Genomic DNA, 18,267 nt, shown 5'->3' on the forward strand with positions numbered 1-18,267 from the left:
CGGGCCCCGGTGGGTCTCACCCCTTATGGGGCATCCGCCGCCACCCGGGTGGTCGCGCCAGGGTTCGGACTCACGCGCAGCACCTGGGCCACGCCGGTGAGATGCAGCAGGAACGCGACGGGGGTGGTCGGGTTCATCAGGTGCAGTTCGGTGCCCGCCTCGCGGGCGTGGTGGTGGGCGCGGACGAGGGCGTTGAGGCCGCCGGAGTCGCAGAACCTGAGTTCGGACAGGTCCATCACCAGTTCCCTCGGGGAGGGGTGTGTGTCGAGGGCGCCCGAGACGGCGGCGTGCAGCAGCGGGCCGGTGCCCTGGACGAGGTCGCCGGCCACGTCCAGCACGAGGGCGTCCCCTCCCGGCCGAAGGCGGACGTCGAGGCCGGGCGGGTCGAGCTCTGGCGAAGCGGCCACTGGGTGCTCCTTGCGTCGGCGGGTCCTGGCGGTCGGGGTGCGCCCGCGAAACGGAAGGCCGGCCCGACGGCCCGACGGCGGGGCTGGTACCCACCGTAGCGACCGCAGGCCCGGCGCACCACGGACCGGTACCGCCGGGCAGCCGGGTCAGGTGTCGGCGGGCGGCGGCGCGTCGGCCGGCGGACGGCGCAGTTGCTCGTTGAGGCGCAGGGCCTCTTCGAGTTGGTCCTCGAGGATGACGATGCGGCAGGCGGCCTCGACGGGAGTGCCCTGGTCGACCAGGTCGCGGGCGCGCATCGCGATCCGTAGCTGGTAGCGGGAGTAGCGGCGGTGACCGCCGTCGGAGCGCAGGGGGGTGATGAGGCGGTGCTCGCCGAGGGCGCGGAGGAAGGCGGCGGTGGTGCCGGTCATCTCGGCGGCGCGGCCCATGGTGTAGGCGGGGTAGTCGTCGTCGTCCAGGGAGCTGGGGCCGGGGTCGGGGTTGGAGCCGGGGTTGTGGGGCCGGATGGTTGCCGTGGTCACTGCACCTCTTCCGTGTGGGGTCGGGGACGCGTCGAGGGGCCCCGAAGCCGTGGCGGCTCCGGGGCCCCGAAGGGTTACATCACCATCTGCCGGCCGGAGCCGGCTTCCTCAGGTCCGCACTGCCCCGGGGGAGGGGGCGTGCGGGGATCGCGTATGCGTGACCGGAAACCACCGTCCTTCGCAACTGGGGGGTCTGCGGTGTCCGCCCGGACGAACATGCCTCACGGGCCGGGCGATCCTGATGGTGCTCTGTCCCCTCCGTTCATCCTCTGTCTGTACTGTCCGGACTTCGAACTGCTGGGCGCTGCTGGTTCTTCTCAACACGGGTACCGCTGAACTGCAACTTCCTGGTACCGCTGCGGCGACCCGCAGGGGTCACCCCGTCCGGCAGCCAGCCCCGTCGCCCGTCCTGCACTTTCCCTGGCTTTGGAACCCCACTGCCCGGACCTCCCGGCACGCGCGCCCGCAGCCTGGGCGCCTTCACCGGGATACCGCGTCCCGCGACTGCTGATATCGCTCGACTCGGCTTCACCTGCTGGTACCGCACCTGCGTTCACCGCGGTACCGCCGAGATGGCGACCCCTGATCACTGCGGGCCACCGGGCCCGGCCGCCGGTCCTGTCGCCGTCCTGCACCTGCCTGGCTTCAGAACCCCACAACCGTGCCGATGTGCGGTCTTCGGTAACCACGCCCGCCGGTTCGTCTCCGGCGAGCACCGCTGGACCGCGTCTACGAGAGAAACACTAACCACGACACGGTGCAGTGTCTACTCTCGCCAGCACAGATTTTTCGGTGCCTGTGGGCGAGGTATTCTCCGGCTCCTGCCGGGCCGGGTCGGCGGCACCGCAAGCGGACGGAGGCCGGCAGCGGAGCGCTCACGGGACCGCCCCGTGAGTCCCCCTCGCCCACCCGGCACCCGGGGCGGGAGGCGATCGGCAGGTCAGCGGCGGACCACACCCTCGGGCTCGCCCCGGCCGGCACCACCAACACCCCGGTGATGCGGGGAAGCCGACCGCCACGGCAGCCGTCCCTGTGTGACCGCGAGTACGGCCCCCGTCAGCAGCACCAGGGCGCCCGCTCCCTGCAGCACGCCGAAGGACTCGCCGAGCAGGATCGTCGCGCAGAGCGTGTTGATGATCGGTACGGCGAACATCATCAGGGAGGCCGACGCGGGGCCGACGGCCGCCACACCCCGGTAGTAGAAAAGGTTGGCGACGGCGGCGGGGCCCACGGCCAGATAGGCCGTGTTCAGCCATACCCCCGCCGGGAATCTTCGGTGGCTCAGCGCCGGCCCCGAGCCTCGAAGTCCGCGAGGGCGGCCTCGGCCGCCTCCAGAACCGCCTCGGGGCCGGCGGCGGCGTCGACCGTCAGCCCCGGTTCCCCGGGCCGCAGCGGCTCCAGCGCCTCGAACTGGGAGCCCAGGAGGGCCGCCGGCATGAAGTGCCCGGTCCTCCGGTCGATCCTGGCCTGCGCGACCTCGGGGTCCAGGTCGAGGTGGAGGAACCACACACCGGACCCGGCCTCGCGAAAGAGCTGCCGGTACGCGTACCTGAGGGCGGAACACGAGATCACCGCGCCCGTCCCGTCCTGCGTCGCGGTGCGGATCCGGGCGGCGAGGGCCTGGAGCCAGGGCCTGCGGTCCTCGTCGTCGAGCGACTCGCCGCGCGCCATCCGCGCGACGTTCTCCGCCGGATGAAGCTCGTCGCCCTCCACGAACGGCACTCCCCGGCGGCGCGCGAGCAGGCGCCCCACGGTGCTCTTGCCGGAGGCGGCGACACCCATCACCACCACGACCGTCGGCGCCGGCACCGATGTCCCCATCCTGCTCCTCGTGGTCCTCACCCGGGGGGGCGGCTCCCCCTCAGCACCCTCCCGCACCGCGGGCGGAACCGGACCGTCCGCCACCGCGCGGGCGGACCGGAACCGCCCGGACGGCCCAGGGGCGAACCGTCCGAACCGGAGCTGCGGGGCCGCGCCGCCGAAGGAGGGAGGACGGGCGCTGCGGCGGCCCGGGTGATTGCGGCGGCGCCCGACAGCTGTTGGGATCGCCCCATGAGCAGCCCCTCCGCGGTACCCGCCGGGCCACCGGCCGTCCTCCTCCCGTATCCGGCCGAGCAGGTCGGCGCGGCCGGCCTCGCGGCGGCCCTCTGGGACGGCCGGGGCGCTCCGCCTCCCGAAGGTGTGCTCCGGTCGGTGGAGTTCTTCGTCGTCCCGTACACCCGGACCGCCGCCGCGCTGCCGCTGCTGGAGCGGATGCCCCGGCTGCGGGTCGTCCAGAGCCTGTCGGCCGGCGTCGACGACCTGCTGCCCTTCGTTCCCCCCGGGGTGACGCTCTGCAACGCCCGCGGTGTCCATGACGCGAGCACCGCCGAGCTGGCGGTAACGCTGATCCTCGCCGCGCTGCGCGGCGTGCCCGGCTTCGTCCGGGCCCAGGACCGCGAGGTGTGGCAGGGCGGCCATGCCACCGCGCTCGCCGACCGCACCGTCCTGCTCGTCGGCCACGGGTCCATCGGCGCCGCCGTCGAGGAGCGGCTCGTCCCCTTCGAATGCGACATCCTGCGGGTCGCGCGCACCGCCCGCGCCCATGCGCGAGGCCCGGTCCGGCCGCTGGCCGACCTGATGGACCTGGTACCGCGCGCGGACGTGGTGGTGCTGACCCTCCCGCTGACGGCGCAGACGAGGGGGCTGGTGGACGCCCGGTTCCTGGCCGCGATGAAGGACGACGCGCTGCTGGTCAACGTCGCCAGGGGGCCGGTGGTGGACACCACCGCCCTGCTCGCGGAGCTGGAGCGCGGACGCCTCTCCGCCGCCCTGGACGTCACCGACCCGGAGCCACTTCCCCCCGGCCACCCGCTCTGGCACGCCCCCCGCACCCTGATCAGCCCCCACGTGGGCGGCAACAGCACCGCCTTCCTGCCACGCGCCCTGCGCCTGATCCACAGCCAACTGGAGCGCCACCGCACGGGCGCGCCGCTGGCCAACGTGGTCACCGGGCCCGGTCACTGAGGCCGCGGCCGCGACGTCGGCCGGGCGACGGCGGCAGCGTGGCGCCGCACCGAACGGGAGCCGACGAACGCGGTCAACCGTCGCAACAGGCGCGTCCGCCTCCCCTGGCCGATAGTGAAATCAAAGGATCGCTCCGACCTTGGGACGCTCATGGATCGCTACCCGCCCATCGCCGAGCACGGCCTCATAGGCGACCTGCAGACCGCCGCACTGGTGACTTCGCGGGGCGTCGTCGACTGGTTCGCCGCGCCCCGCTTCGACTCCCCGAGCATCTTCGCCGCCCTGCTCGACCACGACCGGGGCGGCTACTTCCGGATCGCGTCGGCGGACCCTGAGGCCAGCTGCAAGCAGCTGTACTACCCCGACACCGCCCTGCTGGTCACCCGCTTCATGTCACCCGACGGGGTGGGCGAGGTCATCGACTGGATGCCGCCCGACACCAGCCGCACCCCGACCGACCGGCACACCCTGCTCCGGACGGTCCGCACCGTTCGCGGCACCGTCCGCTTCGACCTGGAGTGCCGGCCCCGGTTCGACTACGGCCGGGCGACCCACACACTCGACCTGCGCCCCGATGTCGCCGTCTTCCAGGCGCCGGGTGTCCGCGCGTACCTCAGGAGCACCTTCCCGGTCGAGCGTGACGGCGACGACCTGCGCGGCTCCGTCACGCTGAACATCGGGGAAGAGGCGGCGGTCGTCCTCACCGTCTGCGACCCCGACGGCGAGGCTCCTCCGCCGCCCACCGTCGACGGCATCACCCGACAGCTCTGGGAGGCCGCCGACTTCTGGCAGAAGTGGGTCCGCGGCTCCAACTACCGCGGCCGCTGGCCCGACATGGTCAACCGCTCCGCCATCACCCTCAAGCTCCTCACCTACGCCCCCACCGGCGCGCCGGTGGCCGCGGCGACCATGGGCCTGCCCGAGCAGGTCGGCGGCGAGCGGAACTGGGACTACCGCTACACCTGGGTGCGCGACGGCTCGCTCTCCGTCCGCGCCCTGCTCGACCTCGGTTTCGTCGAGGAGGCGACCGACTTCACCCACTGGCTCGGGGACCGGCTGCGCGATTCCGCCGGCAAGGACGGCGAACCCCTGCAGATCATGTACCGGGTCGACGGCGAACCGCTGTTGACCGAGGAGATCCTCGGCCACCTGGAGGGGTACCGGGGTTCCGCGCCCGTGCGGCTGGGCAACGCGGCCGCCGACCAGCTGCAGCTGGACATCTACGGCGAGGCCCTCTACGCGCTGTCCGAGGGTCACGAGATCGCCAGCCAGGCCGGCTACCGGGGGTGGAAGGTGCTCTCCCGGACCCTGGACTGGCTGGCCGACTCCTGGGACCGCCCCGACGAGGGCATCTGGGAGACCCGCGGCGGCCGCCAGGACTTCACCTACAGCCGGGTCATGTGCTGGGCCGCCTTCGACCGCGGCCTGAGGCTGGCCGAGGACTTCCGCCGGCCCGCCGACACCGACCGCTGGAAGAAGGCCCGCGACGCCGTCCTGCTGCAGGTCATGGACCGCGGATGGAGCGAGGACAAGCAGGCCTACGTCCAGCACTACGGCGGGGACCCGGTCCTGGACGCCTCGCTGCTGCTGATGCCCCGGGTCGGCTTCGTCGCCCCCCGGGACCCGTCCTGGCTGTCCACCCTGGACGCCATGGACCGCACCCTGGTCTCCGACAGCCTGGTCTACCGGTACGACCCGGCCGCCTCCCCCGACGGACTGCGCGGCTCCGAGGGCACGTTCAGCCTCTGCACCTTCCTCTACGTCGACGCCCTCGCCCGCGCCGGGCGTCTGCGCCCGGCGCGGTACACCTTCGAGAAGATGCACACCTACGCCAACCACGTCGGCCTCTTCGCCGAGGAGGTCGGCCCGAGCGGCGAGCAACTGGGCAACTTCCCACAGGCGTTCACCCACCTGTCGCTCATCATGGCCGCCAGCACCCTGGACGAGGCGCTGGACCGGCAGTCCGGCTGACCCGGCCCGAGGAGTTGTTCATGCGAGCGCAGCATCAGCGGAGCCGCCCCTTACGCCAGAGCCATGACGAGTTCACGGCCCTGTACCGGCGGTTGCGGCAGGCCTCCGTCGGCGGCGCCCGGGGCGCGTTGGACAGCATCACCCCGGAGCACGTCCGGGCCGCGGCGCGCGAAGTGCGCCTCGGCCTGACGGTGACGATGGCCGCGGCGGTCGAGACCGAGCCCGCTCCCGACAATCCGCAGCCCGCCGGCCACACGCTGACCGGGCCGCCCGAGGACGAGGAGCACGCCCACGGGCTGCACTTCGCCACCGACCGCTTCGGCATGAACGTGCACGGCGACGCCGACAGCCACCTGGACGCCCTGTGCCACGTGGTCTACGACGGCACCCTGTACGGCGGCGTCCCCGCCACCACCGTCACCCCGGAAGGCGCCACCGCGCTCTCGGTGGAGGTGGCGCGCAACGGGATCGTGGGCCGGGGCGTCCTGCTCGACGTCCCGCGCCTGCGCGGCGTGCCCTGGCTGGAGCCCGGTGACCACGTGACCGCCGACGACCTGCTCGCCGCCGAGGCGGCCCAGGACGTCCGGGCCGGTGAGGGCGACCTGCTGTTCGTCCGGGTCGGCCACCGGCGCAGGCGGATCGAGAAGGGCCCGTGGGACGCGGCGCACAGCAGGGCCGGCCTGCACCCGACCGCCCTGGAGTTGCTCGCCGAGCGCCGGGTCGCGGTCCTCGGCAGCGACGGCAACAACGACACGGCCCCCAGCGTCACGGACGGCGTGGATTTCCCGGTTCACGTGCTGGCGATCCACGCGCTCGGCCTCCACCTGCTCGACTACCTCCAGTTCGAGGACCTGGCACCGGTCTGCGCGCGGGAGGGCCGGTGGTCGTTCCTGTGCGTGATCGCCCCGCTGCGCCTCCCCCACGCGACCGGATCGCCCGTCAACCCCGTCGCGGTCCTCTGACCCGACGATCCACCGCCAGACCCCCTTCCGACGACATCTCCGACGACATCGAGGTGGCCGACATGGCCGACGACCAGCACTACGACGTCATCATCATCGGCACCGGCGCGGGCGGCGGTACTCTCGCGCACCGGCTCGCGCCCACCGGCAAGCGGATCCTCATCCTGGAACGCGGCGGCTACCTCCCCCGCGAGCGCGACAACTGGGAGTCCACCGCGGTCTTCGTCAAGGGCAAGTACCGCGCCCCCGAGTTCTGGTACGATAAACACGGCGACCGGTTCCCGCCCGAGGTCAACTACTACGTCGGCGGGAACACCAAGTTCTACGGAGCCGCGCTCTTCCGCCTGCGCCCCGAGGACTTCGGCGAGATCCGCCACCACGGCGGTCTCTCCCCCGCCTGGCCGATCCGCTACGAGGACCTGGAGCCCTACTACACCCAGGCCGAGCACCTCTACCTCGTCCACGGACACCACGGCGAGGACCCGGGCGAGGGCCCGGTCAGCGCCCAGTACGCGTACCCGCCCGTCCAGCACGAGCCACGGATCCAACAGCTCAGCGACGACCTGGAGAAGCACGGCCTGCACCCCTTCCACCTGCCGATCGGCGTCAATCTCACCCAGGACGCCAAGGGCGGTGCGACCCACGAGAGCGTCTGCATCCGCTGCAACAGGGTCGACGGATTCCCCTGTCTCGTCCGTGCGAAGTCCGACTCCGAGGTGATCTGCGTCGAGCCGGCGTTGGAGCACGACAACGTCAGCATGGTCACCGGCGCCAACGTCCGGAAGCTGGAGACGGACGACGGTGGCCGCACCGTGACCGCGGTGGTCGCCGAGCTGGAGGACGGCTCCGAGGCACGCTTCCGCGGCGATGTCGTCGTGGTCGCCTGCGGTGCGGTCAACTCCGCCGCACTGCTGCTGCGTTCGGCGAACGAGCAGCACCCCCGCGGGCTGGCCAACAGCTCCGACACGGTCGGCCGCAACTACATGCGGCACAACAACCTGGCGCTGATGGCGGTCTCCGAGGAGCCGAACGACACCCAGTTCCAGAAGACCCTTGCGCTGAACGACTGGTACCTCGGGGCGGACGACTGGGAGTTCCCGCTCGGCGGCATCCAGATGCTCGGCAAGTCGGACTCCGACCAGATCAAGGGCGAGGCACCCCGCTGGGCCGGACTCGCCTCCCCCGACATGCCGTTCGAGGTCCTCGCCCACCACGCCGTCGACTTCTGGCTCTGCGGTGAGGACCTCCCCCAGCCGGGCAACCGCGTCACGCTCGACGACAACGGCGACATCCACCTGGCGCTCGACGAGAAGAACAACATCGAGGGGCTGAAGCGGCTGCAGCACAAGCTGCGGGGCATGCTCGGCAAGCTCGGCATGCACCCGCACCACCTGCTGCCGCACAGCCTCTACCTGCACAAGGGCATGCCGATCGGCGCCACCGCCCACCAGGCCGGCACCGTCCGGTTCGGCACCGACCCGGCGAACTCGGCCCTCGACGTCCACTGCAAGGCCCACGACCTCGACAACCTCTACGTCGTGGACACCAGCTTCTTCCCGAGCATCGGCGCCGTGAACCCGTCCCTCACCGCGATCGCCAACGCCCTGCGCGTCGGCGACCACATCGCCGAACGCCTCCGCTGAGCGGTTCCGGCCGAGCCGCCCGCACGTCGGCAGGATCGTCCCGGACCTCCGGCGCGATCCTGCCGACGCGCGCGCCCGCGGGGCTACTTCAAGGAACCGGCCGAGGGTGTCAGCAGGATGGCGGTGTCGCCGGCGCCGGCCGTCGGCGCGCCGGTCTCGGTGGCCGCGGTGAGCTTTCCGTCCGGCCGCACCACGAACAGCACCTCGTGTCCGGCCGGGATGTCCCCCTCGACCCGGTGGGTGACGATGCGGGCACCGTCCGCGTACCGATGGGCCAGTTCGGGCCGGTTGAGACCGTGGCCGAACAGCGCCTCGCTGCCCGTGTAGGGGGCGACCACGCCATGGCTTCGGGTGGGCGGCGCCAGGCGGTGGACGGGCCCCTCGACCGTCTCCTTGAGCGTCATGAAGGCGAGGGCGTTGAAATCGTCCTCGTCCGTGAGCAGCAGGACATCCGTGATGCCCTCCAACTCGGCGCCCGCACCGCTGGCGGCGGCGAGCAGTTCGCCGGGGGCCAGGTCCAGACCGGCGTCGGTGATGCTGCGTCGCTGGCGGTCGAGGCCCGCCCACATGAGCACGTCCAGGCCCGCCGAGCGCAGGGCGCGGCCCAGCTCGACCACCCAGGGGTCGCCGCCGACCAGCAGCGGGCGCGAGCGCGCCGAGCGGCGCACGCCCAGCCGCCGGGCGACCGGGAGCGCCGTCAGGCCGTACACCATCACGGTCGCGACGATCACCACGAAGGTGGCCGGAAGGATCTTCTCCGCGCCGCCGATGCCGGCTTGAACGAGTGCGACGGAGAAGGTGGAGGCGGTGGCCGCGGCGACGATGCCGCGCGGCGCCATCCAGCCGATGAACCAGCGTTCCCGGAAGGTGACGTCGGTCCGGGCGGTGGCGAGCAGCGCCACCAGGGGTCTGACCACCACGACGAGGACGGCGACCAGGCCGAGGGCGGGCAGTGCCACGTGGCGCAGGGACTGCGGGGTGACGGTGGCCGAGATGGAGATGAACAGCAGGCCGATGATCAGCGAGACCAGCGTCTCGAAGAAGGGCCGGCGGGCCGGGATGTCCAGCCCCGGCAGATTGGCCAGGGCCATCCCCATGACGACGGCGGCGATCAGCCCGGTGTCGTCCCGGAAGGCGTCGCAGACTCCTGCCACCGCGACCACGGCGCCGAGTTGGACCGTGGTGCCGAGGACCTCGTCGAGGGTGAGGCGGCGCAGCAGCAGCCAGAGCAGTGCGGCCCCGACGGCGCCGCCGGCCAGCCCGACGGCCGCGCTGCCGCAGAACTTGCCGATCTGGCTGGCGAGGCCGTGTTGTCCGCCGGCCAGGACGCCGTGGAAGACGAGGGCCCCGAGGATGCCGCCGAGCGGGTCGATCAGGGAGCCCTCCCAGACGAGGACGCGCTGCAGCCGTTCGGTCGGGCGGACGAAGTTGAGCAGCGGCCCGACGACGGTCGGGCCGCTGACGACGAGGATCGCGCCCAGCATCACGGCGGCGCTCAGCGACATGCCGATGACGGGGACGGCGAGCAGGGCCGCCGACACCCAGGTGACCAGCGCCCCGATCCAGATCAGCCGGACCACGACCCTGCGGTTGTGGCCCTTGAGGTGGCGAAGGTCGAGTCCGAGTCCCGCGTCGTAGAGGATCACCGCGACGGCGAGGGAGACCAGGGGGGAGAACGCGGGGCCCAGCAGATTCTCGGGATTGACGACGTCGGTCAGCGTGCCCGCGACGAATCCGGCCGGCAGCAGGAGGAGGATCGCCGGGACCCGCAGCAGGCTCGCCACCAGCTGGGACCCGACGGCCAGGGCCACGATCAGCGAGGTGCCGAGCAGGATCTGACTTGTTGTCATCGCCGTCCTTCCTTCGAGGCCGTCCCACGTGACGAGTTGGTGGATGCTCGACCTCGGGCGAGAGGGTGGCGCAGACCCGCATCGCCGGCAGGCCGGCGCCGGCGAGCAGGCGGAAGGCCGAGCCGTGGAAGGTCGGGAACCATGCTCACCGCTCGCCGCGGTCAGCGGTCATTCGGCCACGTCCTCGTCGGTGAGGGGCTCCAGCACGCCATGGGTGTCGAGGCGGTAGAGGACGACGAGGGCCGGGCCGATGAACACGAGGGCGACGGCGGCGACGACGAGCATCCACTGGAGCGGTGCGTCAGCCCCCGCGCCCTGCTGGACGGTCAGCGAGGTGGGTACCAGGTAGGGCCGTTGGGCGAAGCCCCAGGCGGCGACCAGCAGTGCCACGACGGCCACCGAGCTGTACCGCGCCCAGCCGGCGGCCTGGCCGGCGACCAGCCACACCGAAAGCGCGAGGGCCACCACGGCGGCGATGACGAGAGCCAGTCCGGCGCCGTGGGTGAGCCCGTGGTGGACGTAGCTCGCGTGCGGGTCGGTCACCACCAGGCCGATCACCCCCAGGGCCAGCAGCACTGCGGCGGCGATCCGGGCGCGGAGCCGGAAGTAGCCGACGAGGTCGTGGGCCTCGAAACGGCGGGCGTCCACCGTGAGGAAGACCGCGCCCAGGAAGGCGGTGGCGGCGACGGTGATCAGGCCGGCCATGATCGACGTGGTGTTGGCCCAGGCGTCGGCCGAGGCGGTGGTGCCGGGCGAGACCCGTCCGGAGGCCACCCCGCCGATGACCGTGCCCAGGAAGAACGGGGTGAGCAGCGACGAGACGGCGAACACGGCGCCGTAGATCCGGCGGGCCGCGAGGCGCCTGGTGGGTTTGCGCAGGGCGAAACCGGCGCCGCGCAGCACCATGCCGACGGCCGCGAGCGCGAGCGGCAGCCACAGCGCGGTGAAGACGGTCTGGAAGAAGACCGGGAAGCCGGTCCACATGACGACCAGGGTGAAGATCAGCCAGACGTTGTTGACCTCCCAGACGGGGGCCATGGCGTGGTCGACCAGCCAGCGCGGGCGCTTTCCGCGCTCGGCGCCGCCGGCGAGGAGATCCCAGAACCCGGCGCCGTAGTCGACGCCGCCGCCGCAGGCGTAGGCGGCGACCGCGAGCAGCAGGATCCAGGCGACGACGGTGGCGGTCACAGGTCGCTCCCGGGTGCTCGGTTCTCGCCCGGGCCGGTGGTGGTGGCCGGTTCCGGGCGTGGGCCGTAGGGGGTGTCCGTCTCCGGGCCCTCCGCGTGGGCCCGGGCGGAGCCCGCGTCGGCGAGGCGCCAGCGGGTGCGCATCTTGAGCAGCACGGCGAGGAAGGAACCGAGGACGAGCACGTAGACCGTGACGACGATGCCGAACATCGTCCACAGGGAGGCGGCGCCGGTGGGGGTGACGGCCTCGGAGACGCGCATGTTCTGGTAGACGATCCAGGGCTGGCGGCCGACCTCGGTGGTGATCCAGCCGCATTCCACGGTGATCACGCTGGCGACGCCGGCGGCGGCGGCGCAGCGGAAGAACCACCGGGACTTCGGCAGGTCGCGGCGTCGCCACCAGCACCAGGCGTACCAGAGCGCCAGCAGGATCAGGACGCTGCCGATGGTCGCCATGATGTCGAAGGCCCAGTGGGTGATGGTCGCCTGGGTGGCCGTGGGGCGGTCGTCGGCGGCCACCGAGCTGAGCCCGGTGACCTGCGTGTCCGGCGTGAACCCGGCGAGGATGGAGTCGAGTTGGGGGATCTTGAGGCCGCCCTTGACAGTGCCGTCCTCCTGGAGGCGCCCGAACAGGTACTCCGGCACGTGGGTGTCGGTGTCCCAGACCAGCTCGGCGGCCGCGAACTTGATCGGCTGCTTGTGGAAGATCTGCCGCGCGATGTTGTCCCCGAGGAAGAACTGCAGGGGGGTGAGGATCGCGGCGACGGTGAACGGCACGGTGAAGCCGAGCCGGTGGTAGCGGTCACGGCGGCCGCGCAGCCAGCCGACCGCGTACACCCCGGCCACCACGTATCCGGCGGTGAGGAACATCGCCACCACGAAGTGCCAGTACTCCGGGCCGAACATGGGGGTGAAGATCGCCTGTTGGACGCTGACGTTCACCGGTCTGCCGGAGGAGTCGAGGGTGAAGCCCTGCGGGGTGTTCATCCAGGAGTTGGCGGCGATGATGCCGAACGCGCCCATCAGCGCCGTGAGCGGAAGCGGCACGCCCAGCCAGAAGTGCGTCCAGGGCTTCAGCCGGCGCCAGCCGTACAGGTAGATGGCGATCAGGATCGCCTCCAGGAAGAACGCCCACCCCTCGACGCCGAAGCCGAGGCCGAAGACATCACCCCAGCGGCCCATCATGCCGGGCCACAGCAGGCCGAACTCCAACGAGAGCACCGTGCCGGTGACGATGCCGACGGCGAACTGCACGGCCATCACGGCCGACCACCGACGGGCCAGCAGCATGGCGGTCGGGTCGGCCTTCCGCAGACCGCGGTGGTGCATGAGCAGCGTGATGAACGGCAGTGCCACACCGAACGGCACCAGCATGATGTGGGAGGCCAGGGTGAACGCCATCAGCTCCCGGGCGGGGAGCAGCTGCGCGGGGGTTTCGGCCAACAGGTGTGCTGTGGTGCTCATACGGGCCTCGATGGCTCGGATCGGGTGACGGGAAGGGCCGGCGAACCGCGCTGCCCGGGTGTGCGCAGCGGTCGACCGGCGTGACCGCGACCGGGGCGCTGCGCGGGGCCCGAACCGCGAGGAGGCCGGCGAAGCCCCCGCCGGGAGTCACCACCCGGCGGGGTGTCACGTGGTCTTCCACGGTGCGGTCAGCCTCCGGTGGCGAAGCCGGGGAAGAGGGTCATCCCGCCGTCGACGTAGAGGGTGGTGCCGACGACGTAGTCCATCAGGTCGGAGGCCAGCACGGTCACCGCGTTGGCGATGTCCACGGGGTCGCCGACCCGGCGGTACGGGATCAGCCGCAGCAGGTCCGCCTCGGCCTCGGGGGTGTCCCAGGCGGACTTGTTGATCGGGGTGCGGATGGCACCGGGCGCCACCGCGTTGACCCGGATCCCCTGCGGGGCCAGCTCCTGCGCCAGCGTCTGCATCATCATCAGGACACCGCCCTTGGAGGAGGCGTAGTTCACGTGGCCCGACCAGGGGATGATCTGGTGCACCGAGCTCATGCAGACGATCTTCCCGGCCGAGCGGGACACCTCCGGCACGACGCCCCGGCGGACGAACTCCTTCGCCGCCTCCCGGGCGCACAGGAACTGACCGGTGAGGTTGACGTCCAGCACCTTCTGCCACTGGGCGACGGTCATCTCGGTGACGGCGGCGTCCCGCTGCAGGCCTGCGTTGGCCACCATGATGTCGATGGTGCCGAACTCCTGGACCATCCGGTCGACCATCGCGACGACCTGGTCCTCCTGGGAGACGTCCGCCTCGTGGGCGTAGGCCCGCACACCGAAGGACTTGATCTCCTCGACCACCTCCTCGGCGGCCTCCGGCCCGAAGACGTAGTTCACCACCACGTCGGCGCCGGCCCGGCCGAGACCGATCGCGGTCGCCTTCCCGATGCCGGAGTTCGCCCCCGTCACCAGGGCCTTCTGCCCCCGCAGGATCGGCGGCACGGGCCACCGGCCCTGATCCACTGCTGAGCTCACTGATCTCTCCCGTCATCGGCCGCACGCCGGCACCGACGGACAACACTCCTCGACCACAGCCCGTCCTGGGACCCACGGCTCGCACCACTCGTCCGTTCGAGCAGGCGGCGCCCCTCGAACGGCCCAGCGGAGCGGCGCGCCGCCTGGTCCCGACCCGCTCCACACGCGGGTGAGCAGCGCGGCCGAGGCGGCGGCCCGGCGAGGCAGGCCTTGAGCAACGGCGATCCGCCTCGGGATTTCGACGAGCGCCAACTCGACGGGACGGCGCGGGCTCGCGGCCGGAGCGGGATGCGGATGGCAGTATGCGGATGTCCCGGATGCCTTGCCGCAGGGCACATCGGATGGTCACGGGCGCACAGCCGGAAAGCAACACGGAGGAGCGATGGCAAGGCTCGTGGTGGAGGGCGACGAGCTCGTCGTCGCCCTGTCGTGGTGGGAAAGGCCGGCGGCGCATCGCCGTGACGTCCGGGTACCGGTGTCCGCGATCCGTCAGGTGACCGTGGAACCCGACTGGTGGCGTGCCCTGCGCGGCATGCGTGGACGCGGCACGTGGATTCCCGGCGTCCTGTCCATCGGCACCCGTACGTATCCCGGGGGGACGGACTTCGCCGCCGTCCGAGCCCGAGGTCGCCGGCCGGTCGTCTGCGTCGATCTGGAAGGTCCCTCGCCCTGCGCCCGCCTGGCCGTCACCGACCCGGATCCCGCCGCCACCGCACGGGCCGTCCGCGCAGCCGCCGGCCTCTGAGCGACACCCGACCGATCTCCGGAGACCGTGTCGTCCCGTTGACGGTCAGGTGGTCAGGCCCTGGTTCCGGGTGCTGCCTGCCCTTCCGGGAGGGGTGTGCCGCGGCCGTCGTCCCAGGAGGCCGTGGCGAGGTGGTCGGCGCTACCGCCGCGCCACTCGACCAGGAAGAGCGTCGCGTCGTCACTGGTGACTCCGCCGCGCTCCCGCTTCAGGGTGTGTGACAGTTCCCGCACCGTCGACCGCAGGCCGACCTGCGCACGCCCCACCCGGGCAACGATCTCGATCAGCTGCTCCTCGCCGAACTGCTCACCGCCGGCCAGGTGCTCCTCCACGAGACCGTCGGTGAAGAACAGCACCCGGTCACCACGCCGCAGCTGCTGTTCGCTGATCCGCGGCTGCTCCCCGCCGAAGCCGACCGGCAAGGTCGTGGGGCCCTTCAGCTGCTGGACCACGTCGTGGTCGCGGATCAGCAGCGGCGCCGGATGACCGGCGTTGACCCACTGCAGGCGACCCGAGGCGACGTTGAGCTGCATCATGTGCGCGGTGACGAACTGCTCGGGCCCGAACTGCTCGGCGATCGCCGCGTCCATGAAGGCGTAGGTCTCCGCGAGCCCGATGCCCGAGCGCCGGGAGTGCCGGTAGGCCCCGATGGCGACCGTCGCCATCACCGCCGCGTCCAGCCCGTGGCCCATCGCGTCGATCACGGCCACATGCAGGACCTCGCCGTTCAGCGCGTAGTCGAAGCTGTCCCCGGCCACCTGGTAGGCGGGCTCCAGGATCCCGGCGACCTCGACCTGCGGGGTGGACATCGTCAACGGCGGCAGCAACGACCACTGGATCTCCGCGGCGGTCGTCATCGGAGCGAGCCGACGCGCCCTGAAGAACTCGTCGGTGTACCCGTTCTTGGTGACCAGCATGTCGGCCACCAGACCGGCCAGCCGCCGCAGCAGCCGCCGGTCGTCGTCGTCCACGGTGTCCAGCGTCAGGGCGAGAATCCCCACCTGGTCACTGCCGTCCAGCAACGGAAGGTACATCCGCACCCCGTCGGGCTGCGCCACCTCGACCGCCGTCGCGCGCAGAAAAGCCGTGCCGGCGGGGGAGGCGTCGATCGGCTGGGGCTCCCCCACCCTCAACCGGCGCCCGGGCAGCGGGACCAGCATCAGCTGCTCGTAGTCCTGCAACAGGATCGAGACCTCCCGGCCCCCGACGATGCCGACCTCCTCGGCGATCAACGGGGCGATCAGCTGCGGCGGCATCTCGTGCGCCCGGTCCAGCAGCACCCCGAGCAGCCGCTCACCGAACCCCTCCGACCGGTCCACCACGACCCTGTCGGGCCGCCCATCAGCCTCTGCCATAGTCGCCCACTCCACCACACCCACGACCGGTCCCCCGCCCAACACGCAGGTGGCGGGCCATCGATGTGGCCGCAGGGCCCGCTTTCCGGTCCTCACCGCGGCGGGGCCGCAGCCGCTCGTCGGCCGGCCCCGGGGAGTTTGGTGGGCCCCGGGACGCATGGTGGGCCCGGGAAGCACGGTGGGCCCCGGGAGGCACGGTGGGCCCAGGAGGCATGGTGGGTCGGGCGCCGCACCGGAGTATCCTGGGAGTCACCGAAGGCACATCGCAGGCCGGACCCCGATCCGGCTTCGTCTCCGGAGACCGACAATGCCGGGCCCATGTGAATGGACCCGGGGACAGGTCCGGGACATGACCGTGACCTTCGACCGTGTGAACACCCCACGGACGCCCGCAGCACCACTACGTCTGACGCTCACGCCCGACGGCGCCGCGGCAGGTCGGCTGGACGGTGCCTGGTGGCCCCGGTCTGACGACCTTCTCGCCGAACTCCCGTCCCTCGCGAAGGAACTGGACGGGCGCTGGGGCCGGGTGACCCGGGTCACCCTCAATCCCGCGCACTGGCCCGTCATTCCCCCGCGGATCCCGGTGGCCGGACACGTCGTCCATGCCGGCTGGTTCCAGCAGGAACAGGATCCCAACGAGATCATGGTTCGCTCCTACGCACCGCTTCGCCTGGACCTGCTGGTGATCCCGCCGCGCACCGACGAAGCCGCGGCCGCCGAGCTGATGGCCAGCGCAGCCGACCCCGCGAACACCCTCACCGCCAGCGACCTGCTGGCGGCCGGGCCGCCGGCGCACATCGTGCGAGGAGCGGACTGATGACCGACTACCAGCCGTTCCCGGTGAAACCCTTCAGCCCGGGGCAGCACGTGCCCGGCCACGGCACCGCGGTGGCCGGCACTGCCGTCGGCGAGCACCGCGCCACGGTCCAGGACCGGATGAACCTGCCGGATCTGCAGATCAGTGACGACGTTCTGATCGACACGGCGATCGACATCCTCCGCAGCGCCCACGTGGGCCACATGCTGGTCCGCGGGCACGACGGCCGCTGCGCGGGGCTGCTGACCAGCGCTCAGCTCGGCCCCTACCGCCGGGGCGACCACCCCTACCGCCGGGGCAACGACATCTGCAGCACCTCGGTGGACGACATCGTCCACGACCGCGGCCCGTTCGCGCACGCGTCCATGGCCGCCGACACCGCCGCGACCGCCATGCGCATCCGAGACCTGGAAGCATGGCCGGTCGTCGACGACGACGGCTACACCGTCGGGCTCCTCCCCCGGACTCGGGCCTGACACCGCCGACCCGACGGACGTTCCAGGAGCAGCATCCCGGAACGTCCGTCGGCGGACGACCTGCGCCGCCCTGTCCCCCTCCGGCATCCGCAGCCCGGCGGTGCGGACCACCGGGCGGGTCCGCCGGACCCGACGACGACCCACCTCGGCGCGGCGAACGTAACGAGCCGCCGGATGCGGTCCCCACCAGTGGAGCGCACGGCCCGCGGCGCGCCCGGGCGATCCCCCGGACCTCCGCAGCGCTGTTCCGCACCGTCCGCTCGCAGGGACCGGCACTGGACGCGACGGTCCTGGAAACTCACCGACCCCGTGTCCTGCCGGAGGCCGTCGCACAAGCGGCCAACCTCACCGACGGCGGCCCGCACGCACTGGGCCGGTCGGGCCCAGTGCCTGGGACCGTTCGGCACCTGACGGGTCCCCTCACCGGGTGGTGCCATGGAAGTACGGAGAACCGGGCAACGTCCCCGCACTGCGCCGAACCAGGGAGGACGGCATGAGAGCCGCCGTGGGAGACCGCATCATCGTCCAAGGCACGAGGCCGGGCGCGGCCCGTAGGGACGGCGAGATCGTCGCCCTGCACCATCCGGACGGGAGCCCCCCGTATGACGTCCGCTGGTCGGAGGACGGCCGGGTGACCGAGTACTTCCCAGGGCCGGACGCCCGAATCCACCAGTTCGACCAAGAGCGCAAGGGTCCCGAGTCCGTAGTGCCCCAGCCGCACCTGTTCGCCGACTGACCTGTCCGCCGGCTGAGCGGTGGCCCCACGGCCCGGGAGTTCTGCCACCGGGACAGTTCTCCTCGGCCTGCCGCGCCGCGCGGAGCTGTCCTCGGCCC

Annotated in this window: 17 protein-coding genes; 8 read left to right on the top strand and 9 right to left on the bottom strand. The window is 72.1% G+C overall.

The features are described from left to right. Positions 1 to 23 precede the first annotated feature (23 nt). The 4 genes from OG689_RS02590 to OG689_RS02605 all read right to left on the bottom strand — a co-directional run bounded on the left by OG689_RS02590 (position 24) and on the right by OG689_RS02605 (position 2,750). Complete coding sequence (locus tag OG689_RS02590; protein WP_266317107.1) at positions 24 to 407, bottom strand: STAS domain-containing protein; 384 nt, start codon at positions 405 to 407, stop codon at positions 24 to 26. Positions 408 to 554: 147 nt separating this feature from the next. Then, positions 555 to 836 (bottom strand): MerR family transcriptional regulator, encoded by a 282-nt coding sequence (locus tag OG689_RS02595; RefSeq protein WP_266326812.1) that lies wholly within the window; start codon positions 834 to 836, stop codon positions 555 to 557. A gap of 1,033 nt (positions 837 to 1,869) precedes the next feature. Continuing rightward, a complete protein-coding gene (locus OG689_RS02600) occupies positions 1,870 to 2,214 on the bottom strand; it encodes a DMT family transporter (RefSeq protein WP_266326814.1) in 345 nt (114 codons plus the stop codon). Next, positions 2,211 to 2,750: a gluconokinase gene (locus OG689_RS02605; RefSeq protein WP_266317109.1), complete on the bottom strand. Its 540-nt coding sequence runs from the start codon at positions 2,748 to 2,750 to the stop codon at positions 2,211 to 2,213. The genes OG689_RS02600 and OG689_RS02605 overlap by 4 nt, the downstream gene beginning before the upstream one ends. 231 nt (positions 2,751 to 2,981) lie before the next feature. Between OG689_RS02605 and OG689_RS02610 the strand changes: the two genes are divergently transcribed. The 4 genes from OG689_RS02610 (at position 2,982) to OG689_RS02625 (ending at position 8,511) form a co-directional block, all read left to right on the top strand. Beyond that, a complete protein-coding gene (locus tag OG689_RS02610) occupies positions 2,982 to 3,935 on the top strand; it encodes a 2-hydroxyacid dehydrogenase (protein ID WP_266317110.1) in 954 nt (317 codons plus the stop codon). 150 nt (positions 3,936 to 4,085) lie between these two features. Then, positions 4,086 to 5,906 (top strand): glycoside hydrolase family 15 protein, encoded by a 1,821-nt coding sequence (locus OG689_RS02615; protein ID WP_266317112.1) that lies wholly within the window; start codon positions 4,086 to 4,088, stop codon positions 5,904 to 5,906. A 20-nt stretch (positions 5,907 to 5,926) separates the two neighbouring features. After that, on the top strand, positions 5,927 to 6,868 hold the full coding sequence (locus OG689_RS02620; RefSeq protein WP_266317113.1) for a cyclase family protein: 942 nt from the start codon (positions 5,927 to 5,929) through the stop codon (positions 6,866 to 6,868). Between the two features lie 62 nt (positions 6,869 to 6,930). Further along, positions 6,931 to 8,511: a GMC family oxidoreductase gene (locus OG689_RS02625; protein ID WP_266317115.1), complete on the top strand. Its 1,581-nt coding sequence runs from the start codon at positions 6,931 to 6,933 to the stop codon at positions 8,509 to 8,511. Between the two features lie 83 nt (positions 8,512 to 8,594). Here OG689_RS02625 and OG689_RS02630 read toward each other — a convergent pair whose 3' ends face one another. The 4 genes from OG689_RS02630 to OG689_RS02645 all read right to left on the bottom strand — a co-directional run bounded on the left by OG689_RS02630 (position 8,595) and on the right by OG689_RS02645 (position 14,037). Further along, positions 8,595 to 10,361 carry a cation:proton antiporter gene (locus OG689_RS02630; protein ID WP_266317117.1) on the bottom strand — a complete coding sequence of 589 codons (1,767 nt, stop codon included), beginning with the start codon at positions 10,359 to 10,361 and terminating at the stop codon, positions 8,595 to 8,597. A 168-nt stretch (positions 10,362 to 10,529) separates the two neighbouring features. Further along, complete coding sequence (locus tag OG689_RS02635) at positions 10,530 to 11,549, bottom strand: cytochrome d ubiquinol oxidase subunit II (protein ID WP_266317118.1); 1,020 nt, start codon at positions 11,547 to 11,549, stop codon at positions 10,530 to 10,532. Next, positions 11,546 to 13,012, bottom strand: coding sequence for a cytochrome ubiquinol oxidase subunit I (locus tag OG689_RS02640; RefSeq protein WP_266317119.1), 1,467 nt, complete (start codon positions 13,010 to 13,012; stop codon positions 11,546 to 11,548). Before OG689_RS02640 ends, OG689_RS02635 begins: the two co-directional genes overlap by 4 nt. A gap of 188 nt (positions 13,013 to 13,200) precedes the next feature. Next, entirely contained in the window at positions 13,201 to 14,037 is an 837-nt protein-coding gene (locus tag OG689_RS02645; RefSeq protein ID WP_266317121.1) for an SDR family oxidoreductase, read from the bottom strand. Positions 14,038 to 14,419: 382 nt separating this feature from the next. Between OG689_RS02645 and OG689_RS02650 the strand changes: the two genes are divergently transcribed. Next, on the top strand, positions 14,420 to 14,782 hold the full coding sequence (locus OG689_RS02650) for a hypothetical protein (RefSeq protein WP_266317122.1): 363 nt from the start codon (positions 14,420 to 14,422) through the stop codon (positions 14,780 to 14,782). A gap of 53 nt (positions 14,783 to 14,835) precedes the next feature. On the opposite strand, the gene OG689_RS02655 is transcribed toward OG689_RS02650, so the two are convergent. Then, entirely contained in the window at positions 14,836 to 16,137 is a 1,302-nt protein-coding gene (locus tag OG689_RS02655; protein ID WP_266317124.1) for a PP2C family protein-serine/threonine phosphatase, read from the bottom strand. 349 nt (positions 16,138 to 16,486) lie between these two features. Between OG689_RS02655 and OG689_RS02660 the strand changes: the two genes are divergently transcribed. The 3 genes from OG689_RS02660 to OG689_RS02670 all read left to right on the top strand — a co-directional run bounded on the left by OG689_RS02660 (position 16,487) and on the right by OG689_RS02670 (position 18,169). Beyond that, positions 16,487 to 16,957, top strand: coding sequence for a DUF5994 family protein (locus OG689_RS02660; protein WP_266317126.1), 471 nt, complete (start codon positions 16,487 to 16,489; stop codon positions 16,955 to 16,957). After that, a complete protein-coding gene (locus OG689_RS02665) occupies positions 16,957 to 17,433 on the top strand; it encodes a CBS domain-containing protein (protein WP_266317127.1) in 477 nt (158 codons plus the stop codon). The genes OG689_RS02660 and OG689_RS02665 overlap by 1 nt, the downstream gene beginning before the upstream one ends. A gap of 493 nt (positions 17,434 to 17,926) precedes the next feature. Continuing rightward, complete coding sequence (locus OG689_RS02670; protein ID WP_266317128.1) at positions 17,927 to 18,169, top strand: DUF1918 domain-containing protein; 243 nt, start codon at positions 17,927 to 17,929, stop codon at positions 18,167 to 18,169. Positions 18,170 to 18,267 lie beyond the last annotated feature (98 nt).

The sequence above is a fragment of the Kitasatospora sp. NBC_00240 genome (assembly GCF_026342405.1).
Taxonomy (GTDB): domain Bacteria; phylum Actinomycetota; class Actinomycetes; order Streptomycetales; family Streptomycetaceae; genus Kitasatospora.